The organism is Candidatus Marifrigoribacter sp. Uisw_064 (assembly GCF_047730175.1).
Lineage (GTDB): Bacteria > Bacteroidota > Bacteroidia > Flavobacteriales > Flavobacteriaceae > Marifrigoribacter.
Map to the genome: position 1 here is coordinate 2,583,498 of NZ_CP159833.1, position 16,843 is coordinate 2,600,340.

The 16,843-nt window shown below is 32.6% G+C and carries 11 protein-coding genes; 7 read left to right on the forward strand and 4 right to left on the reverse strand.

Annotation, left to right across the window (positions count from 1 at the left end; translation table 11 throughout):
- The first annotated feature begins 94 nt into the window (after nucleotides 1-94).
- Both gyrA and ABXT64_RS11610 read left to right on the forward strand, forming a co-directional pair.
- On the forward strand, nucleotides 95-2,650 hold the full coding sequence (gyrA, locus tag ABXT64_RS11605; protein WP_443633097.1) for a DNA gyrase subunit A: 2,556 nt from the start codon (nucleotides 95-97) through the stop codon (nucleotides 2,648-2,650).
- Nucleotides 2,651-2,660: 10 nt separating this feature from the next.
- A complete protein-coding gene (locus ABXT64_RS11610) occupies nucleotides 2,661-3,926 on the forward strand; it encodes a tetratricopeptide repeat protein (RefSeq protein ID WP_443633098.1) in 1,266 nt (421 codons plus the stop codon).
- 54 nt (nucleotides 3,927-3,980) lie between these two features.
- On the opposite strand, the gene ABXT64_RS11615 is transcribed toward ABXT64_RS11610, so the two are convergent.
- Together ABXT64_RS11615 and ABXT64_RS11620 are read right to left on the reverse strand one after the other, a co-directional pair.
- Entirely contained in the window at nucleotides 3,981-4,730 is a 750-nt protein-coding gene (locus ABXT64_RS11615) for a C40 family peptidase (RefSeq protein ID WP_443633099.1), read from the reverse strand.
- Nucleotides 4,731-4,850: 120 nt separating this feature from the next.
- A complete protein-coding gene (locus tag ABXT64_RS11620) occupies nucleotides 4,851-6,029 on the reverse strand; it encodes an acetyl-CoA C-acyltransferase (RefSeq protein WP_443633100.1) in 1,179 nt (392 codons plus the stop codon).
- A gap of 294 nt (nucleotides 6,030-6,323) precedes the next feature.
- Here ABXT64_RS11620 and ABXT64_RS11625 point away from each other — a divergent pair, with 294 nt between their 5' ends.
- From ABXT64_RS11625 to ABXT64_RS11640, 4 genes are all read left to right on the forward strand, one after another.
- On the forward strand, nucleotides 6,324-8,369 hold the full coding sequence (locus ABXT64_RS11625) for an HD family phosphohydrolase (protein WP_443633101.1): 2,046 nt from the start codon (nucleotides 6,324-6,326) through the stop codon (nucleotides 8,367-8,369).
- A gap of 118 nt (nucleotides 8,370-8,487) precedes the next feature.
- The gene (locus tag ABXT64_RS11630) at nucleotides 8,488-10,359 is read left to right on the forward strand and encodes a 2-oxoacid:acceptor oxidoreductase subunit alpha (RefSeq protein WP_443633102.1); all 1,872 of its coding nucleotides are present in this window, start codon (nucleotides 8,488-8,490) and stop codon (nucleotides 10,357-10,359) included.
- Nucleotides 10,360-10,361: 2 nt separating this feature from the next.
- A complete protein-coding gene (locus tag ABXT64_RS11635) occupies nucleotides 10,362-11,372 on the forward strand; it encodes a 2-oxoacid:ferredoxin oxidoreductase subunit beta (RefSeq protein ID WP_443633103.1) in 1,011 nt (336 codons plus the stop codon).
- A gap of 163 nt (nucleotides 11,373-11,535) precedes the next feature.
- Nucleotides 11,536-13,032: a sodium/proline symporter gene (locus ABXT64_RS11640; RefSeq protein ID WP_443633104.1), complete on the forward strand. Its 1,497-nt coding sequence runs from the start codon at nucleotides 11,536-11,538 to the stop codon at nucleotides 13,030-13,032.
- Nucleotides 13,033-13,061: 29 nt separating this feature from the next.
- On the opposite strand, the gene ABXT64_RS11645 is transcribed toward ABXT64_RS11640, so the two are convergent.
- Both ABXT64_RS11645 and prfB read right to left on the reverse strand, forming a co-directional pair.
- Nucleotides 13,062-13,436 carry a hypothetical protein gene (locus tag ABXT64_RS11645; protein ID WP_443633105.1) on the reverse strand — a complete coding sequence of 125 codons (375 nt, stop codon included), beginning with the start codon at nucleotides 13,434-13,436 and terminating at the stop codon, nucleotides 13,062-13,064.
- 316 nt (nucleotides 13,437-13,752) lie between these two features.
- A protein-coding gene (gene prfB, locus ABXT64_RS11650) for a peptide chain release factor 2 (RefSeq protein WP_443633106.1) occupies nucleotides 13,753-14,860 on the reverse strand; the annotation gives its coding sequence in 2 pieces (ribosomal slippage) (nucleotides 13,753-14,796 and nucleotides 14,798-14,860; 1,107 coding nt in all).
- 119 nt (nucleotides 14,861-14,979) lie between these two features.
- Between prfB and ABXT64_RS11655 the strand changes: the two genes are divergently transcribed.
- Nucleotides 14,980-16,830, forward strand: coding sequence for a LamG-like jellyroll fold domain-containing protein (locus ABXT64_RS11655; protein ID WP_443633107.1), 1,851 nt, complete (start codon nucleotides 14,980-14,982; stop codon nucleotides 16,828-16,830).
- The last annotated feature ends 13 nt before the right edge of the window (nucleotides 16,831-16,843 follow it).

Sequence of the window (16,843 nt, forward strand, 5' to 3'; positions counted from 1 at the left end):
AAAAGTGAATTTATAAATATGAAAAGTAGCTGAAAACATTCAAAAAATGTATCTTGCTTTTTTAGAAATTTAATCAAAATTAAAGAAAAAATATATGGCTGAAGGCGAAAAATTAATTCCTATAAATATTGAGGATGAAATGAAATCGGCTTACATTGATTATTCAATGTCGGTTATTGTGTCTCGTGCATTACCAGATGTTAGAGATGGTATGAAACCTGTACATAGACGTGTTTTATTTGGTATGCATGAGTTGGGATTAAAAGGAACAGGTGCTCATAAAAAATCTGCAAGAATTGTTGGAGAAGTTTTAGGTAAGTATCACCCGCATGGTGACACCTCTGTTTATGATGCTATGGTACGTATGGCTCAACATTGGAGTTTACGTTATATGCTTGTCGATGGCCAAGGTAACTTTGGTTCAATTGATGGTGACAGTCCTGCAGCAATGCGTTATACAGAAGCCCGTATGCAGAAGATTTCTGAAGACATGTTGGCAGATATCGATAAAGAAACAGTAGATCATCAATTAAACTTCGATGATACCTTAAGAGAACCAACAGTATTGCCTACGAGAGTTCCAGGTTTATTAATTAATGGAGCTTCAGGAATTGCTGTAGGTATGGCAACAAATATGCCTCCTCATAATTTAACAGAGGTTATTGATGGAACCATCGCCTATATTGAAGATAATGATATAGATATTGATGGATTAATGGAGTACATAAAAGCTCCCGATTTTCCAACGGGAGGTGTTATATATGGTTATGAAGGTGTAAAAGATGCCTTTCATACCGGTAGAGGAAAAATTGTAATGCGTGCCAAAGCTCATTTTGAAGACGTAAATGGTAGAGAATGTATTATTGTTTCTGAAATTCCTTATCAAGTGAATAAGGCAGATATGATTAAAAAAACTGCCGATTTAGTAAATGATAAGAAAATTGAAGGTATTTCAAACATTCGTGATGAATCCGATAGAAAAGGAATGCGCGTTGTCTATATCTTAAAAAGAGATGCAATTCCTAATATAGTATTAAACATGTTGTATAAGTATACAGCATTACAATCAAGTTTTAGTGTAAATAATATCTGTTTAGTAAAAGGGAGACCTCGTTTATTAAACCTTAAAGAGTTAATCCATTATTTTGTTGAGCATCGTCATGAAGTTGTAGTTAGGCGTACTGAATATTTATTACGCAAAGCGGAAGAAAGAGCTCATATTCTAGAAGGATTAATTATAGCTTCTGATAATATTGATGAAGTAATTAGATTAATTAGAGCATCTTCAAACGCAGATGAAGCTAAAGCTAAGTTAATTGAAGCGTTTAAGCTTTCTGAAATTCAAGCAAAAGCAATAGTTGAAATGCGCTTACGTCAACTTACGGGTCTAGAGCAAGATAAGTTGCGTACAGAGTATGAAGAATTAATGAATACCATTCAAGGATATAAAGATATACTTGCTAGTAAAGAGATGCGAATGGAAATCATTAAAGAAGAGCTTCTTGAAATACAAAATAAATATGGTGACGAAAGAAGGTCTATAATAGAATATGCAGGAGGAGATGTAAGTATTACCGATTTAATTGCTGATGAACAAGTAGTATTAACTATTTCACATGCAGGGTATATAAAAAGAACTTCACTTACAGAATACAAGAAACAAAATAGAGGAGGAGTAGGTCAAAAAGCCTCTGCTACTCGAAATGAAGATTTCTTAGAACATTTATTTGTAGGGACCAACCATCAATACATGCTATTCTTTACACAAAAAGGGAAATGTTTCTGGATGCGTGTATTTGAAATTCCTGAAGGAAGTAAAACTTCAAAAGGAAGGGCAATACAAAATCTAATAAATATCGAGCCAGATGATAAAGTGAAAGCTTTTATCTGTACACAAGATTTAAAAGATGAAGATTATATAAATAGTCATTATGTAATCATGGCAACTAAAAAAGGACAAGTTAAAAAAACTCCTTTAGAACAATATTCTAGACCTCGTACCAATGGTATTAATGCAATTACTATTAAAGAGGATGATGAGCTTTTAGAAGCAAAACTTACCACGGGAGATAGTCAAGTAATGTTGGCCGTTAAATCTGGGAAAGCAATTCGCTTCGAAGAAGAGAAGACTAGATCTATGGGTAGAAATGCTTCTGGAGTTAGAGGTATCCGCTTAAAAGACGAAAAAGATGAAGTAATTGGAATGATTACTATTAATGAATCTGAATCTGAAGTACTTGTTGTTTCTGAAAATGGCTATGGTAAACGTTCTAGTGTTGAGGACTATAGAATCACTAACCGTGGAGGGAAAGGTGTTAAAACAATAAGTGTTACAGAAAAAACAGGAAATTTAGTCGCTATTAAAAACGTTTGCGATACTGATGACTTAATGATTATTAATAAATCTGGAATTGCAATTCGTATGGCAGTTGAAGATTTAAGAGTTATGGGAAGAGCAACTCAAGGTGTTCGTCTTATTAAAGTGCGTGAAAATGATGCTATAGCAGCTGTAGCTAAAGTGATGCATGAAGACGATGAAGAAGATATAGATGGTCTAGAAGGTGAAGAAGAAAATGAGGATGGCACAACTATTAATAATTCTGAAAATGATGATTCAACAAATAACACAGAAAACGATAACAACGAATAAATTTTAAAAGATGAAAAAACAAATATTAATTGCAGGATTAATGTTAATTACTGCTATTTCTTTTGGACAAAAAAAAGAACTTAAAAAAGCAGAAAAGGCTTTAAATTCTGGAGACTATACGGAGGCCGCTTCCTTTTTAAAACAAGTGGAAGGTCAATTAGGCAGTGCTGAACTAGAAATAAAATCTAAATACTATGTAGTATTAGGTAATTTGAAATTAGCAAATGCTGATACCAATATAGATATATTTACAGAAGCTGGAGAAGCTTTTAATGAATCATTAAAAATTAATCCAAAAGGTAAAAGTGCATCTGCAGCAGCTGAAGGTATCCAAAACTTAAGAGCATCTGCAGAAGTTAATGCTAAAAAAAGTTATGCAGCAGAAAACTTTAAGGATGCCGCTAAAAGTTACTATACTATTTATAATTTTGGTAAGAGTGATACATTATATTTATATAATGCTTCCATTTGTTCAAGCTTAGCAAAAGATAATGACCTGTCTCTTGCTTATTATACTGAGTTAATAGAAATAGGGTATACTGGAAGTGCTAAAGAATTTGTTGCAACTGATAAATCTACGGGAGAAGTAAAAGTTTTTACTACTAAAGCAGAAAGAGATCTATTAGTTAAAAGTGGTGACTTTATAAAACCTGAAATTAAAAATTCAAAATCTATACAAGGAGAGATATTTAGAAAACTTACTGCTGTTTATATTGATATAGGTGAAAATGACAAGGCGATAAGTTTATTAAATCAACTAATAACTGAAAGCCCAAATGATTTTGATCTTTTAAATATAGCTTCTAGTATGTATTATAAGTTAGGAGATTTTGATAACTTTAATAAAATGACTAAAAAGTTAATAGAGTTAAAACCAGATGATGAAAATCTTTATTTTAACTTAGGTGTTACTAATTCAAAAAATGGCAACAAGGAAGAAGCATTAAAGTATTATTCTAAGGCTATTGAACTAAATCCAGATTATGATGCTGCTTTAATTAATAAAGCACAATTAATTCTTGAAGGAGAATCTGCGATTATTGAAGAAATGAATGCTTTAGGTACTTCAAGTGCAGATTATGATAAATATGATGAATTAAAAGAACAGAAAAATGAATTATATAGAGAGGTTATTCCTTATTTAGAAAAAGCTTCAATTTTACGTAATGATGATATTGAATTAGCAAAAACGTTAAAAAACATCTACGAACTTTTAGGAATGGATGATAAGTCTAAAGAGATGAAAACTAGAATTGAAAATAATGGCGGTCAATAGACTGAAATTACTATAAAATATAATAAAAAAGGTTCCAATTTTGGAACCTTTTTTTTATACAATACGTTTAATAACGCGTAATTTATGCGTGTGTTTTCCTAATTCAATATTGAAAATTCCAGAGTGGTCCAAATGATCAATCCTTACCTTTCCATGTGCATGAATAATTCTGTGATCTTCCATGATAATTCCTACATGCGTAATGTTTCCCTCCAAGTTATCAAAAAACGCTAAATCACCAGGTTCACTTTCTTCAATAAAACTTAAAGATTCCCCTTGAGTAGCTTGTAAGCTAGCATCTCTTAATAATTGAACTCCATTTAATTTATACACCATTTGTGTAAATCCACTACAATCAATTCCAAAAGGGGTTTTGCCTCCCCATAAATAAGGACTGTTTAAATAATGTAATGCGGTTTCTATAATGTGTAGTTTTGCTCGTTTTTCTGAAATAAAATTTCCTTCAAAAGAATGATTTAGAAATGTAGCATTTTGCACATTACTTCCATAACAAATTGATAGTAATCCGTTTTCTGAATCTGTTACAAAATCCACCAATTCAGAAGATAATTGAGGCTTAGAAGAATTAAGCTCGTGATACTCTTCTTCAGAAATTATAATAAATTGTTTGTTGTCTATCCAACCTTCATAAGTATCTAAGCTTAGTCGAATTCGGCTCCATTTTTTTCGTTCTTCTAGAACTTTAAAAATTTCACCGTATAATACTTGGGAAACTAACTCACTAGCATCTGCAGTTTCTGCCCTTAACGGAACAATACTTAAATTACAAATACCGTATTTCATGTGTCTTTATTATTTTTTATAAGGGTCACATGCTGTTCGCAATTAGACATTTCGCTGAATGATAAGATTATTAATAAGCTCGTTTCATTTATTTTTTTTCTTGGATAATTTTTAAAAATATTAAGCTCTTTCAAGTACCAATGCAGAGGCGCCACCACCTCCATTACAAATTGCTGCAGCTCCTATTTTTCCATTATTTTGCTTAAGCACATTGATCAGTGTAATTAATATTCTTACACCACTACACCCTAAAGGATGTCCTAATGATACAGCTCCACCGTTTACATTAACGTTAGAGTCATTTAATCCTAATAGTTTCATATTAGCTAATCCAACGACAGCAAAAGCTTCATTAAATTCAAAATAATCTACATCATCTATAGAGATATTCGCTTTAGAGAGTGCTTTAGGTAGGGCTTTTGAGGGAGCCGTAGTAAACCATTCTGGTTCATGAGCAGCATCTGCATAACCTTTTATTATAGCCAAGGGAGTTAGATTTAATTCTTTTGCCTTTTCAGCACTCATTAATATCATTGCTCCAGCACCATCATTAATTGTTGATGCATTTGCAGCTGTCACAGTTCCTTCTTTTGTAAATACTGCACGTAAGGTTGGAATTTTCTCCATTCGCACGTTTTTATATTCTTCATCCTCTGAAATAATTACTGGCTCACCACGTCTTTGTGGAATTTCAACAGGAACAACTTCATCATTAAATTTTCCTTCAGACCATGCTTTAGCAGATCTTTTATAAGATTGAATCGCATAATTATCTTGATCTTCTCTTGAAAAATTATGTTCAGTAGCACATAAATCAGCACATACGCCCATTGCATTATTATCGTATGCATCAACCAAGCCATCTTTCTGCATTCCATCTTCCATAGATTTTTGGCCAAATTTATGTCCATTTCTTAGGTGTACATAATGTGGAATATTACTCATACTTTCCATACCTCCAGCAATAATAATATCAGCATCTCCAAGCGCAATAGCTTGTGCTGCATTCATCACTGCTTTCATACCTGAAGCACAAACTTTATTTATTGTAGTACAGGGTACATTATTTGGAATTCCAGCATGAATTGCTGCTTGTCTTGCAGGAGCTTGTCCAACACCTGCTTGTATCACATTACCCATATACACTTCTTGTACAAGGTTAGGGTCTAAATTAATTTTTTCTAAGGCTCCTTTAATAGCCGTAGCCCCTAATTGGGTCGCTGTTATAGAAGATAGACTTCCCATGAAACTTCCTATTGGAGTTCTTACTGCAGATACAATGACAACTTCTTTACTCATTAGATTGAATTATAATTATTAAATAAATAATGCAATTTTAATACATTATAAAATCGACTGCGAATTTACGCATTTATTACCAAATTATCAATCTTAAAATGGGCGTGTATTATTAACAAATTTAAAAGGTCTTGGGATAAATCATTCGTTATGTATACCTTTACTTTTCGTAAAAATATTTATGAACCGAACATAATAAAAAGTTTATTACCCAGCGAAATGATAACTAGCAAACATCATACCTGTACTGAGCAATGTCGAAGTGTTATCGTTTTAATATAGTAATATAGCCACATGAAAACTTACTTTTCTTTTTTTGGTAGAAATCAATCCCTTATTTATAAGGTGTTACTATTTGTACTTGCGACCTTATTAACTATTTATTTATTACCAAAAGGAGGGAAATTTAAATATAACTTTCAAAAAGGAAAACCTTGGCAATATGAAAACCTGTATGCTCCCTTTAGTTTTACGATTAAAAAGGATAAAGAAACGTTAGCAAAAGAAACAGATGCAATAAAAGATAAAGCAAGACCATATTTTGTATATAATACGGATGTTGTTGAAAAAGTAAAGGCAAGATTTTCAGAACTAATGGAAACAGATTATGTTGATAGTCTTTATTTATTTCCTAAATCTTCTGTTGTAATAGTAGGAAATTCAACTCTTAATTCGATTTATAAAAATGGTATTAAGGAAGAGTTACATAGTTATTCAAAAGATAAGCTTATCTATCTTAAAAGAGGGAATGAAATAGAAGAGTTACCCTATCAGAGTCTTCTTGAAATTAATGATGTTGAAAGTAAAGTTCTTGCTGAAATAGATAAGGAATCCATGCAGTCTATGGAATCTTTTTTTAATGAAATATTTTCAAAAATTATTATAGCTAATGTAGCGTTGGATTTAGTTGCTACAGATAATGAGGTTGCCGCAAAGATTAAAGCTATTAATCCTAACCGAGGTTTAATTGAAAAAGGAGGAAGAATTATAGCTAAAGGTGAAGTCGTAGAAGGTGATAAGTTTCAAATTTTAAATTCACTAAAAGGGGAATATGAATCTCAAGTGTGGAGTAAGTCTAATTTTTATTGGCTGATATTAGGGTATGCTGTATTAATTTCTCTAGTCTTTTTAATGTTATTTTTATTTCTGAAAAAATACCGAGCCGAAATATATGAGAATAACACAAAAGTTACTTTTATATTTTTCAATATTATTTTAATGATTTTCATAACAACTTTTGTTGTTAAAATAGATGCAAATTTCGTTTATATTGTCCCCTTGTGTATTTTGCCTTTAGTATTAAAAACCTTTTTTGACGCACGTTTAGGGCTTTTTGTACATGTACTAACCATTTTGCTATTAGGTTTTATAGTACCTAATAGTTTTGAGTTTTTATTTCTTCAAATCATAGCGGGTATTGTTACCATATTGACTATTACAGAACTATATAAAAGAGCTAATTTATTTATTTCTGTAGGTCAAATTACCTTGATTTATATAGTGGGTTACTTTGCTTTCTTTATTATTCATGAAGGAAATATCGAATTAATTGAGTGGAAAAATTTCGCCTATTTTATTTTATGTGGTTTGATTACACTCTTTGCTTTTCCTTTAGTATATGCCTATGAAAAAATGTTTGGATTAGTTTCAGATGTCTCTTTATTAGAATTAAGTGATACCAATTCAAAACTTTTGAAAGAGCTTTCAAATGTCGCGCCAGGAACTTTTCATCATTCTTTAAATGTGGCCAATTTATCTGAAGCTGCTGCAAATGAAATTGGTGCAAATGCAATGTTGGTTAGGGTAGGAGCTTTATATCATGATATTGGTAAAATGCAAAACCCAATGTATTTTACAGAAAATCAAAAGAGTTCAATTAATTCACATGATGAATTAGAACCTAAAGAAAGTGCAAGAATAATTGTTGATCATGTTTTAAACGGAATTGAAATAGCTAGAAAGAATAAGCTACCAGATCGTTTAATTGATTTTATACGAACCCATCATGGAACGAGTCTTGTATATTATTTTTATAAAAAAGAATTAGATAAAAATGGGGAAGCCAATGAAGATGATTTTAGATACCCAGGACCTAAACCTTTTTCAAAAGAAACAGCAATATTAATGATGGCTGATAGTGTAGAGGCAGCCAGTAAAAGCTTAAAAGAACCTACTTCTTCTAAGATAGATTTATTTGTAGAAAAAATTATTAATGGGCAAATGGAACAGGGTCAGTTCTTAAATGCTAACATTACTTTTAAAGAAATACAAAGCATAAAAAAGGTGCTTAAAAAGAAGTTAAATAATATTTATCATCTGCGAATTGAGTACCCCGAATAACTATAATTTCCGCTGAACAATTAACTTTTTGTTTTTTATTTTAACTAAGTATTTTTAACTAAAATTTTCATTAATACCTTAAAATTTAACCTAATTTTGCAATTGCAATTTTTTATATATGACAACAAAGAACGCTATAACAAAAAATAAGGATAAAAAACCTGAAGTTTTAGATACCGTAGTCATAAGGTTTGTAGGTGATTCAGGTGACGGAATGCAGTTAACAGGAACTCAGTTTTCAGACACCTCTGCTATGTTCGGTAACGATGTTGCTACTTTTCCAAATTACCCTGCTGAAATTAGAGCTCCACAAGGAAGTTTATATGGAGTTTCTGGGTTTCAAGTTCATATTGGTAGTGTAGAAATTAGTACGGCTGGTGATAATGTCGATTTATTGGTAGCGATGAACCCTGCTGGGTTAAAAACAAATTTATTTGCTGTAAAGCCTGGACATACCATTATTGTAGATACCGATTCATTTACAAGGAAAAACCTCCAAAAAGCAAAATATGAATCAAACCCACTAGAAGATAATAGTTTAGAAAATTATCGAGTTATAGAGGTTTCTATGACTTCCATAACTAAAGAGACTTTAAAAGACATTAAAGGATTAGATAATAAAAGCATTACTCGAAGTAAAAACATGTTTGCCTTGGGAATGGTTTATTGGATGTATAATCGGTCTGTAGCACATACTACAGACTTTTTCAAAAAGAAATTTGCAACGAAACCACATTTAGTAGAAGCCAATACAAAGGTACTAAATGCAGGTTTTTATTTTGCTGAAACTTTAGAATTAATACCCAATGCATATTCAATTGCTCCAGCAAAAATGAAACCTGGAACCTATCGAATTATAATGGGAAATAAAGCAACAGCATGGGGATTCCTTGCAGCTGCTGAGAAATCTGGACTTGAATTATTTTTAGGATCATATCCTATTACTCCTGCTTCTGATATTTTACATGAATTAGTAAAACACAAACATTTTGGAGTTAAAGCATTTCAAGCAGAAGATGAAATCGCAGGTATAAGTTCAGCTATTGGTGCTGCATTTGCAGGAAAATTAGCGATTACAACCACATCAGGACCAGGAATGGCATTAAAAGCAGAAGCTTTAGGATTGGCCATGATGATCGAATTACCTTTAGTAATTGTAAATGTACAACGTGGAGGCCCTTCAACTGGTTTGCCTACAAAGACGGAACAATCAGATTTATTACAAGCCATGTATGGCCGAAACGGAGAAAGTCCAGTGATTGTTATTGCTGCGAGTACTCCAGCTAATTGTTTTGATTATGCTTTTGAAGCCTCTAAATTAGCTATCGAACATATGTCTCCAGTTATATTATTATCTGATGGTTATATAGCAAACGGTTCAGCTCCTTGGAAAATCAAAACAGTTGATGAAATGCCAGAAATCAATAATAATATCATTGATAAATATATCGAGAACTGGCACCCCTATAAACGTAATGAGGATTCTTTAGCAAGAAATTGGGCTATCCCTGGAACAAAAGGTTTAGAACATAGAGTGGGAGGTTTAGAGAAGGATAGAGTTTCTGGAAATGTTTCTTATATGCCAGAAAACCATGAGTATATGACAAATATTAGGGATGAAAAAATTAAACGAGTTCAAAATTATATTCCAGATATTGCGAATGAATTTTCTGATGAAGGAGATTTATTAGTCGTAGGATGGGGTGGAACCTATGGTTCATTACATTCAGCTGTAAAAGAAATGTATGAAGATGGATTTACAAATGTTGGGTTCCTACATTTTAATTATTTAAACCCACTTCCGAAGAATACAAAAGAAATTTTATCTAAATATAAAAAGATTATTGTTTGTGAATTGAATAATGGACAATTTGTTAAAGTGTTAAAAAGTAATTTTAATGAACTTAATTTCTTGCAGTATAATAAAATTCAAGGCTTACCATTTGGAAATAGTGAACTGATTCAAAAATTTAAACAATTACTGAAATAGAGATGGAAGCAACTGTTGAAAAATATACATTTAAAGATTTTGCAACCGATCAAGAAGTAAGATGGTGTCCCGGATGTGATGATTATGTTATCTTAAGAGCGATGCAAAAAGCACTTCCAGAAATGGGAGTTAAAAAAGAAGATATCGTATTTATTTCTGGTATTGGGTGCTCATCAAGGTTTCCCTACTATGTTGATACCTATGGAATGCACGGAATTCACGGAAGAGCTCCAGCAATTGCTTCTGGAGTTAAGTTAGCAAATCCAGATTTAAGAGTTTGGGTAATTACTGGGGATGGAGATGCTATGGCGATTGGAGGAAATCATTTTATTCATTTGTTAAGAAGAAATTTAGATTTAAATATCATTCTTTTTAATAATGAAATATATGGATTAACGAAAGGTCAATTCTCACCAACTTCAACCGTTGGGCAAAAAACGAAGTCATCTCCTTATGGAAATACACAACCTCCTTTTTCTCCAGGAGAATTAGCTATAGGTGCCCAAGCAAGATATTTTGCTCGCGTAGGAGGGAACACTCCAAAAGAAATGACACAAATGTTTATTGATGCAGAAAAGTTTAAAGGAACTTCACTAATTGAAATTCTTCAAAACTGTAACATCTTTAATGATGGCTGTTTTGCAAAGTATACAGATAAAAATGTTCGCGATGACAAACAACTTTTTGTAGAAGATGGTAAGCCAATGATATTTGGGAAAGAAAAAAACAAAGGTTTGGTTTTAAACAGACTTAAGTTAGAAGTAGTAACCATAGGAGAAAATAATATAACTGAAAAAGATATTTTGGTTCATGATGCTTGTGAACAAGACCCTACTTTGCATCAAATGCTAGTACGATTAGATTATCCCTTAGTTACAGGTGTTATTAGAAGCTTTTCTGATGTAACCCTAGAAGAAAGAGAAGCAGCCTTAACACTAGAGGTTAAATCTAAATCTAAGTTCACAAAAACTGCTGATTTATTTTTCTCAGGAGAAACATATGAAGTAGAGTAATATCGATTTATTTATTCCCAAAGCATTTGTATTTATTTTTGGATCACATGATACCTATGTGAGAGTCAAATTTTTTTTGTGAAAACTTTTCATACATTTGATACTTGCCTATTATCCAAATTTCAAGGGCGTTTAAACGAATTAATCAAACAATAAAATAATTATGCTCACAAAAATCATCGTACTCGCACTCTATGTCTCTGTACTATTTATAATTGGTATCATGGCATCCCGACGGATTAAAAGCATGAGTGATTTTTATGTGGGAGGAAAAAACATGGGTTTCTGGGCTGTAGCCTTTTCTGCCCGTGCTACAGGAGAATCAGGTTGGTTACTTATTGGTTTAACAGGAATGGGAGCTTTGGCTGGATACTCTGGATACTGGGTTGTTCTTGGAGAATTATTAGGCGTTTTTATTTCCTGGTTTTTTATGGCCAAGCTATTCAAAAGGAAATCAGATGCGTATGGTTCGATCACGATACCAGATTACCTACAAAGTCATTTTAAGTCTAATACACACACTTTAAGAATACTTTCAGCCTCTGTGTTATCAATATTTGTAATCATCTATGTAAGCTCACAAATTGATGCAACAGGTATTGCCTTTGAGTCTCTACTAAATATCAACTATTATACAGGGGCGCTAATTGGTTTTTTTATTGTCCTTATTTATATCTTTATTGGTGGATTTGTAGCGGCTGTATGGTCCGATTTATTTCAAGGTCTTTTGATGTTCTTAGGATTAGTTCTACTTCCTATAGTGGTTTGGTTTTCTATGGATCATGGACAATCAATTACTGCAGGCTTACAAGCAATTGATCCAGCATTAACCGATATTTGGGGAGGAAACGACGATGGTTGGATGAACCTTTTCACCATACTAGGCTTTTCAATGATCGGACTTGGATTCTTAGGATCACCACAGGTTTACGTTCGTTTTATGTCTATTAAAAACGAAAATGAAATTAACAAAGGAAGATGGGTCGCTATTATATTTACGCTTCTTACCGATGCAGCAGCTGTAACGATTGGGATTCTAGCCAGAGTACTTTTCACTGAAAGCGGACAAGATCCTGAAGCTGTTTTTGGTGTAGGAGCTACAGATGTACTGAGTGTAATGACAGAAAATTTCCTTCCTTTGATCGTAGTTGCGATTTACGTAGCCATTGTGCTTTCTGCGATTATGTCTACCATTGATTCTTTACTAATCATTGCTTCAAGCGCTATCACACGTGATTTTTATCAGAAAATTTTACGTCCAGATTTAAAAGACCATGAGCTTACTAAAATATCAAGAATTGTTACAATAATTATGGCAGTAATTGCCCTTGGAATAGCAATGGTAATTGCGATCGTCTCCCCTGAAAGGCAGGTATTCTGGGTCATTATTTTTGGTTGGTCGGGAATAGCCGCCACCTTCTGTCCGGTGATCATTTTGACGCTCTTTTGGAAAGGCTTTACTGAAAAAGGGGCCATTGCATCTATGATCTCTGGTTTTTTATCTGTGATTCTATTTAAATTTGTGTTCCAAAACTTGGAAAGTGTTGGTGAATATTTTGTAGCTCTTGATGTACTCGCACCCTCCTTTTTAATTGCAATGATTTTTGGATGGATTTTTTCAAAAATGGACCCTTCCAAGGTTCAAGAAGATGAAAAATAATTATTTGATGCTTTATTAATTAAGCTTATTTAATCACAAGGGACTTTAAGTGTAACTTCATCAAAGATGTTCCATATTTCATGATTGAAGTCTTTTGGTGAAATATCACAAGAAATAATTTGCTTTTTAGCTCTAGTACAATAGCTCTCTTTAATTTGAATATTGAGAATGATGTATTCTTTAGAGAAAAACTTATCATATACTCTCATTCTCCCTTTAAAACCATCATTTGTTTTAATGAATAAACAAATTGAGTTGTCTATTTTATTTGGATTAATACTTCCATCGGGTGCTTTCATAGTTACATCCATTAGTCCATCGTAATAGCTATTAAAATACGCTGTGAGTTTAGCTTCAGTCATTAGATCTCCTTGTTCTAAATACCAAACAAATGTGCATGCCAAAAATTCTTCACTTTTAGTATCAGACCATCCTGGAGCAAAACGTAAATCCTCAAAACCAACTAAATCAATTGAAGGAGCATAACCTATAGGAAAGGGTATTATTTCACTTAATCAATTATCTGGTGCATTTAAAACAGTATCATGTTCTTGCCCATAAAAAGTAAACTTAATATACATACTAAATAGTTAAAATGTCCCAATGGAATATCAAACGGTCACATACCGCTTTATCAATAGAATTACCGTTTGATCAAGGACATAAAAAACCCCATCCTTGAATAGGATAGGGCAATCGTTTTGCTTTTTAAGAATCTATTTAAAGTTCATCACTTTTTTCTCCTTGACCTTTCATCATTAAAAAGGCTTTTAGAAAACCATCGAGTCCTCCATTTAATACTGCCTCCGTGTTACCTGTTTCATGAGCTGTTCGAACATCTTTTATCAATTTATAAGGATGCAATACATAATTACGAATCTGAGAGCCCCATTCAATTGCCATTTTATTGCCTTCAATTTCATCGCGTTGGGCTTGTTGCTTACGCAATTCGATTTCATACAGTTGCGACTTCAACATTTGCATGGCTTTTTCACGGTTTTCTAGTTGCGAACGAGTTTCAGAATTATGTATCACAATCCCAGAAGGTTCGTGTGTTAATATGGCTTTGGTTTCAACTTTATTTACGTTTTGACCTCCAGCACCACCACTTCTAGCAAATGCCCAAGAAATATCCGAAGGGTTAATGTCAATTTCTATACTGTCGTCAGCTAAGGGATACACATATACTGAAGCAAAACTTGTATGGCGCTTGGCATTACTATCGAAAGGTGAAATACGCACCAATCGATGCACACCATTTTCTCCTTTTAACCAACCAAAGGCAAAATCACCTTCTATTTCTATAGTTACAGTTTTTACACCTGCCGAATCTCCAGCTTGATAGTTGAGTTCTTTTACTTTTAAATCGTTTTTTTCTGCCCACATTAAGTACATGCGCATGAGCATTTCTGCCCAATCACAACTTTCTGTACCTCCAGCACCTGCAGTAATTTGAAGAACTGCACTCATTACATCACCTTCGTCACGCATCATATTTCGAAACTCTAGAGCTTCAATCGTATTGAATGCTTTTTCAAAAGCGGTTTCTACTTGTTCAGCAGTACCTTCACCTTCTTTAAAAAATTCATATATTATTTCAGCTTCATCAGTAAGTGTAACGGAAGATTCGTAATCAATAATCCATTTTTTCTTTGTTCTCAAAGCTTTCATGAAGATTTCAGCTTCTCTTGGCTTGTTCCAAAAATTAGGATCAAACGTTTTTTCTTCGTCGTTTGCTATTTCAATTTGTTTGCCAGCAACGTCAAAGATACCCCCTTAACGCTTCCAGGCGCTCTTTAAGATCTTTAATTTGATCAAGTGTAATCATTTATATGTGTTTTCAACAAAAATAGAATTTCCATTTACAGAATGAAAGATATTATGTAATTTTTAAGTTAAATTGTTTTTCAATTTCATATTTTAGTGATTCATGTAATTTTTTATTAAATGAAATTTATAATATACTCCTTTATTTGTCTGTATTCAGTTTTGTCATTTTCACAAAATAATAGAAAAGTGCTCATTATTGGGATTGATGGCTGTAGACCTGATGCTATGGAAGTAGCATCAACACCAATTATCGACGACCTTATTGCAAATGGTGTTTATAGTCCAGATGCCCTAAATGATGATATTACGATTAGCGGACCTGGTTGGTCTGCAAATATTTGTGGGGTTTGGTCAGATAAACATTTGGTTACAAATAATAATTTTGACGGGAATAATTACGAGCAATATCCGTCATTATTTCATTACATAGAAGACTTTAATTCAGTTTTGTTAACAGCGTCTATATGCCACTGGTCACCTATTAATGATAATATAGTAGATGATACAGCAGATTTTACTTTAAATGTTTCTAGTGATGCAGGGGTTTCTTCAGAAGCAATTACTTATATTTCTGAAAACGATGTTGATGCTCTTTTTCTTCATTTTGATGATATAGATCATGCAGGACATAGCTATGGTTTTTCTCCAGATGTTCCTCAATATATTGATGCTATTGAAATAGTAGATGGACTAATAGCGCCAATTATTACAAGTATTGAGAATAGACCAAATTATGAAAATGAAGACTGGTTAATTTTAGTTACAACAGATCACGGAGGAAAAAACAACTCACATGGCGGGTCTAGTTTTGAAGAAGAAAATGTATTTTTTATAGCGAGTGGAAACTCTATTGAAACAGAAGTAATAGAAAAAGATATAATTATTGTAGAACCTCCACTAAATTGTTTGTCTGAAGAATTGGAATTACAATTCGATGGTGAAAATGATTATGTATTTGTAGCTCAGGATGCTTTATTTGATTTTGGGGCAGATCGTGATTTTACAATCGAATGTCGTTTAAGAACAAACTCTGGAGGCGATGTTTCTATCGTAGGTAATAAAGATTGGGACACTGGATTAAACCCTGGATTTGTATTGTCATTTGCTTTGCCAGATGGAGAATCTTGGAAAGTGAATATTGGTGATGGATCTAATAGAGTGGATATAAACACAGGGGGAACTATTACTGATAATGAATGGCATACTATAAGTGTTAGTTTTAATAGAGATAGTTTTATGAAAATTTATTTGGATGGTAGTTTCGTTGAGGAAGCTTCTATCACCAACATTGGAGATATCAATGTTGGTGAAGGCCTTTATTTTGGTGCTGATATAGACACAGGGTACGATTTTCAAGGGGCTATTGCAGAAGTGCGAATTTGGGATTCAGTTCTTATTGAAAATGAAATTGCAAATTGGTATTGTCAAACAATAGATAATACACATCCAAATTACAATCAACTTTTAGGATATTGGAAATTAAATGATAATACTGGAAATACTGCGATAGATTATTCAATTAATGATAATGATGGAATTATTGAAGGTGCTGCTTGGGGGAATCCAAGCACAGAGGAATATGATTATTCAAATACTCCAAGGATTGTAGATATACCTTATACTGCTTTAACACATTTATGTATTATAATAGAAGAAGATTGGGGTTTAGATGGTAAAAGTTGGATTCCTGAATGTAATATTGTAGGCGTTGAAGATAATTTACTAGAAAAAAATATTACTCTATATCCAAATCCAATTAATTCAGTTTTAGAAATTCAGTTAAATGAATTAAATTTTGAAAATCAAATAATACTGGAAGTCTTAACAATAAATGGAAAGAAAATATTTCAGAAAAACCTAACAAATAAAAAAGTTAGAATAGATTTATCACAATTATCTACAGGCATTTACTTATTAAAAATTTCAGATTCAAATTCAAGTATTGTAAAAAAAATAATCAAATCATAAGTTAATTTTTGTA

Bases quoted from the DNA above. Each gene is read 5' to 3' on its own strand.
- gyrA (WP_443633097.1), top strand. From the start codon at position 95: ATGGCTGAAGGCGAAAAATTAATTCCTATAAATATTGAGGATGAAATG.
- ABXT64_RS11610 (WP_443633098.1), top strand. From the start codon at position 2,661: ATGAAAAAACAAATATTAATTGCAGGATTAATGTTAATTACTGCTATT.
- ABXT64_RS11615 (WP_443633099.1), bottom strand. From the start codon at position 4,730: ATGAAATACGGTATTTGTAATTTAAGTATTGTTCCGTTAAGGGCAGAA.
- ABXT64_RS11620 (WP_443633100.1), bottom strand. From the start codon at position 6,029: ATGAGTAAAGAAGTTGTCATTGTATCTGCAGTAAGAACTCCAATAGGA.
- ABXT64_RS11625 (WP_443633101.1), top strand. From the start codon at position 6,324: ATGAAAACTTACTTTTCTTTTTTTGGTAGAAATCAATCCCTTATTTAT.
- ABXT64_RS11630 (WP_443633102.1), top strand. From the start codon at position 8,488: ATGACAACAAAGAACGCTATAACAAAAAATAAGGATAAAAAACCTGAA.
- ABXT64_RS11635 (WP_443633103.1), top strand. From the start codon at position 10,362: ATGGAAGCAACTGTTGAAAAATATACATTTAAAGATTTTGCAACCGAT.
- ABXT64_RS11640 (WP_443633104.1), top strand. From the start codon at position 11,536: ATGCTCACAAAAATCATCGTACTCGCACTCTATGTCTCTGTACTATTT.
- ABXT64_RS11655 (WP_443633107.1), top strand. From the start codon at position 14,980: ATGAAATTTATAATATACTCCTTTATTTGTCTGTATTCAGTTTTGTCA.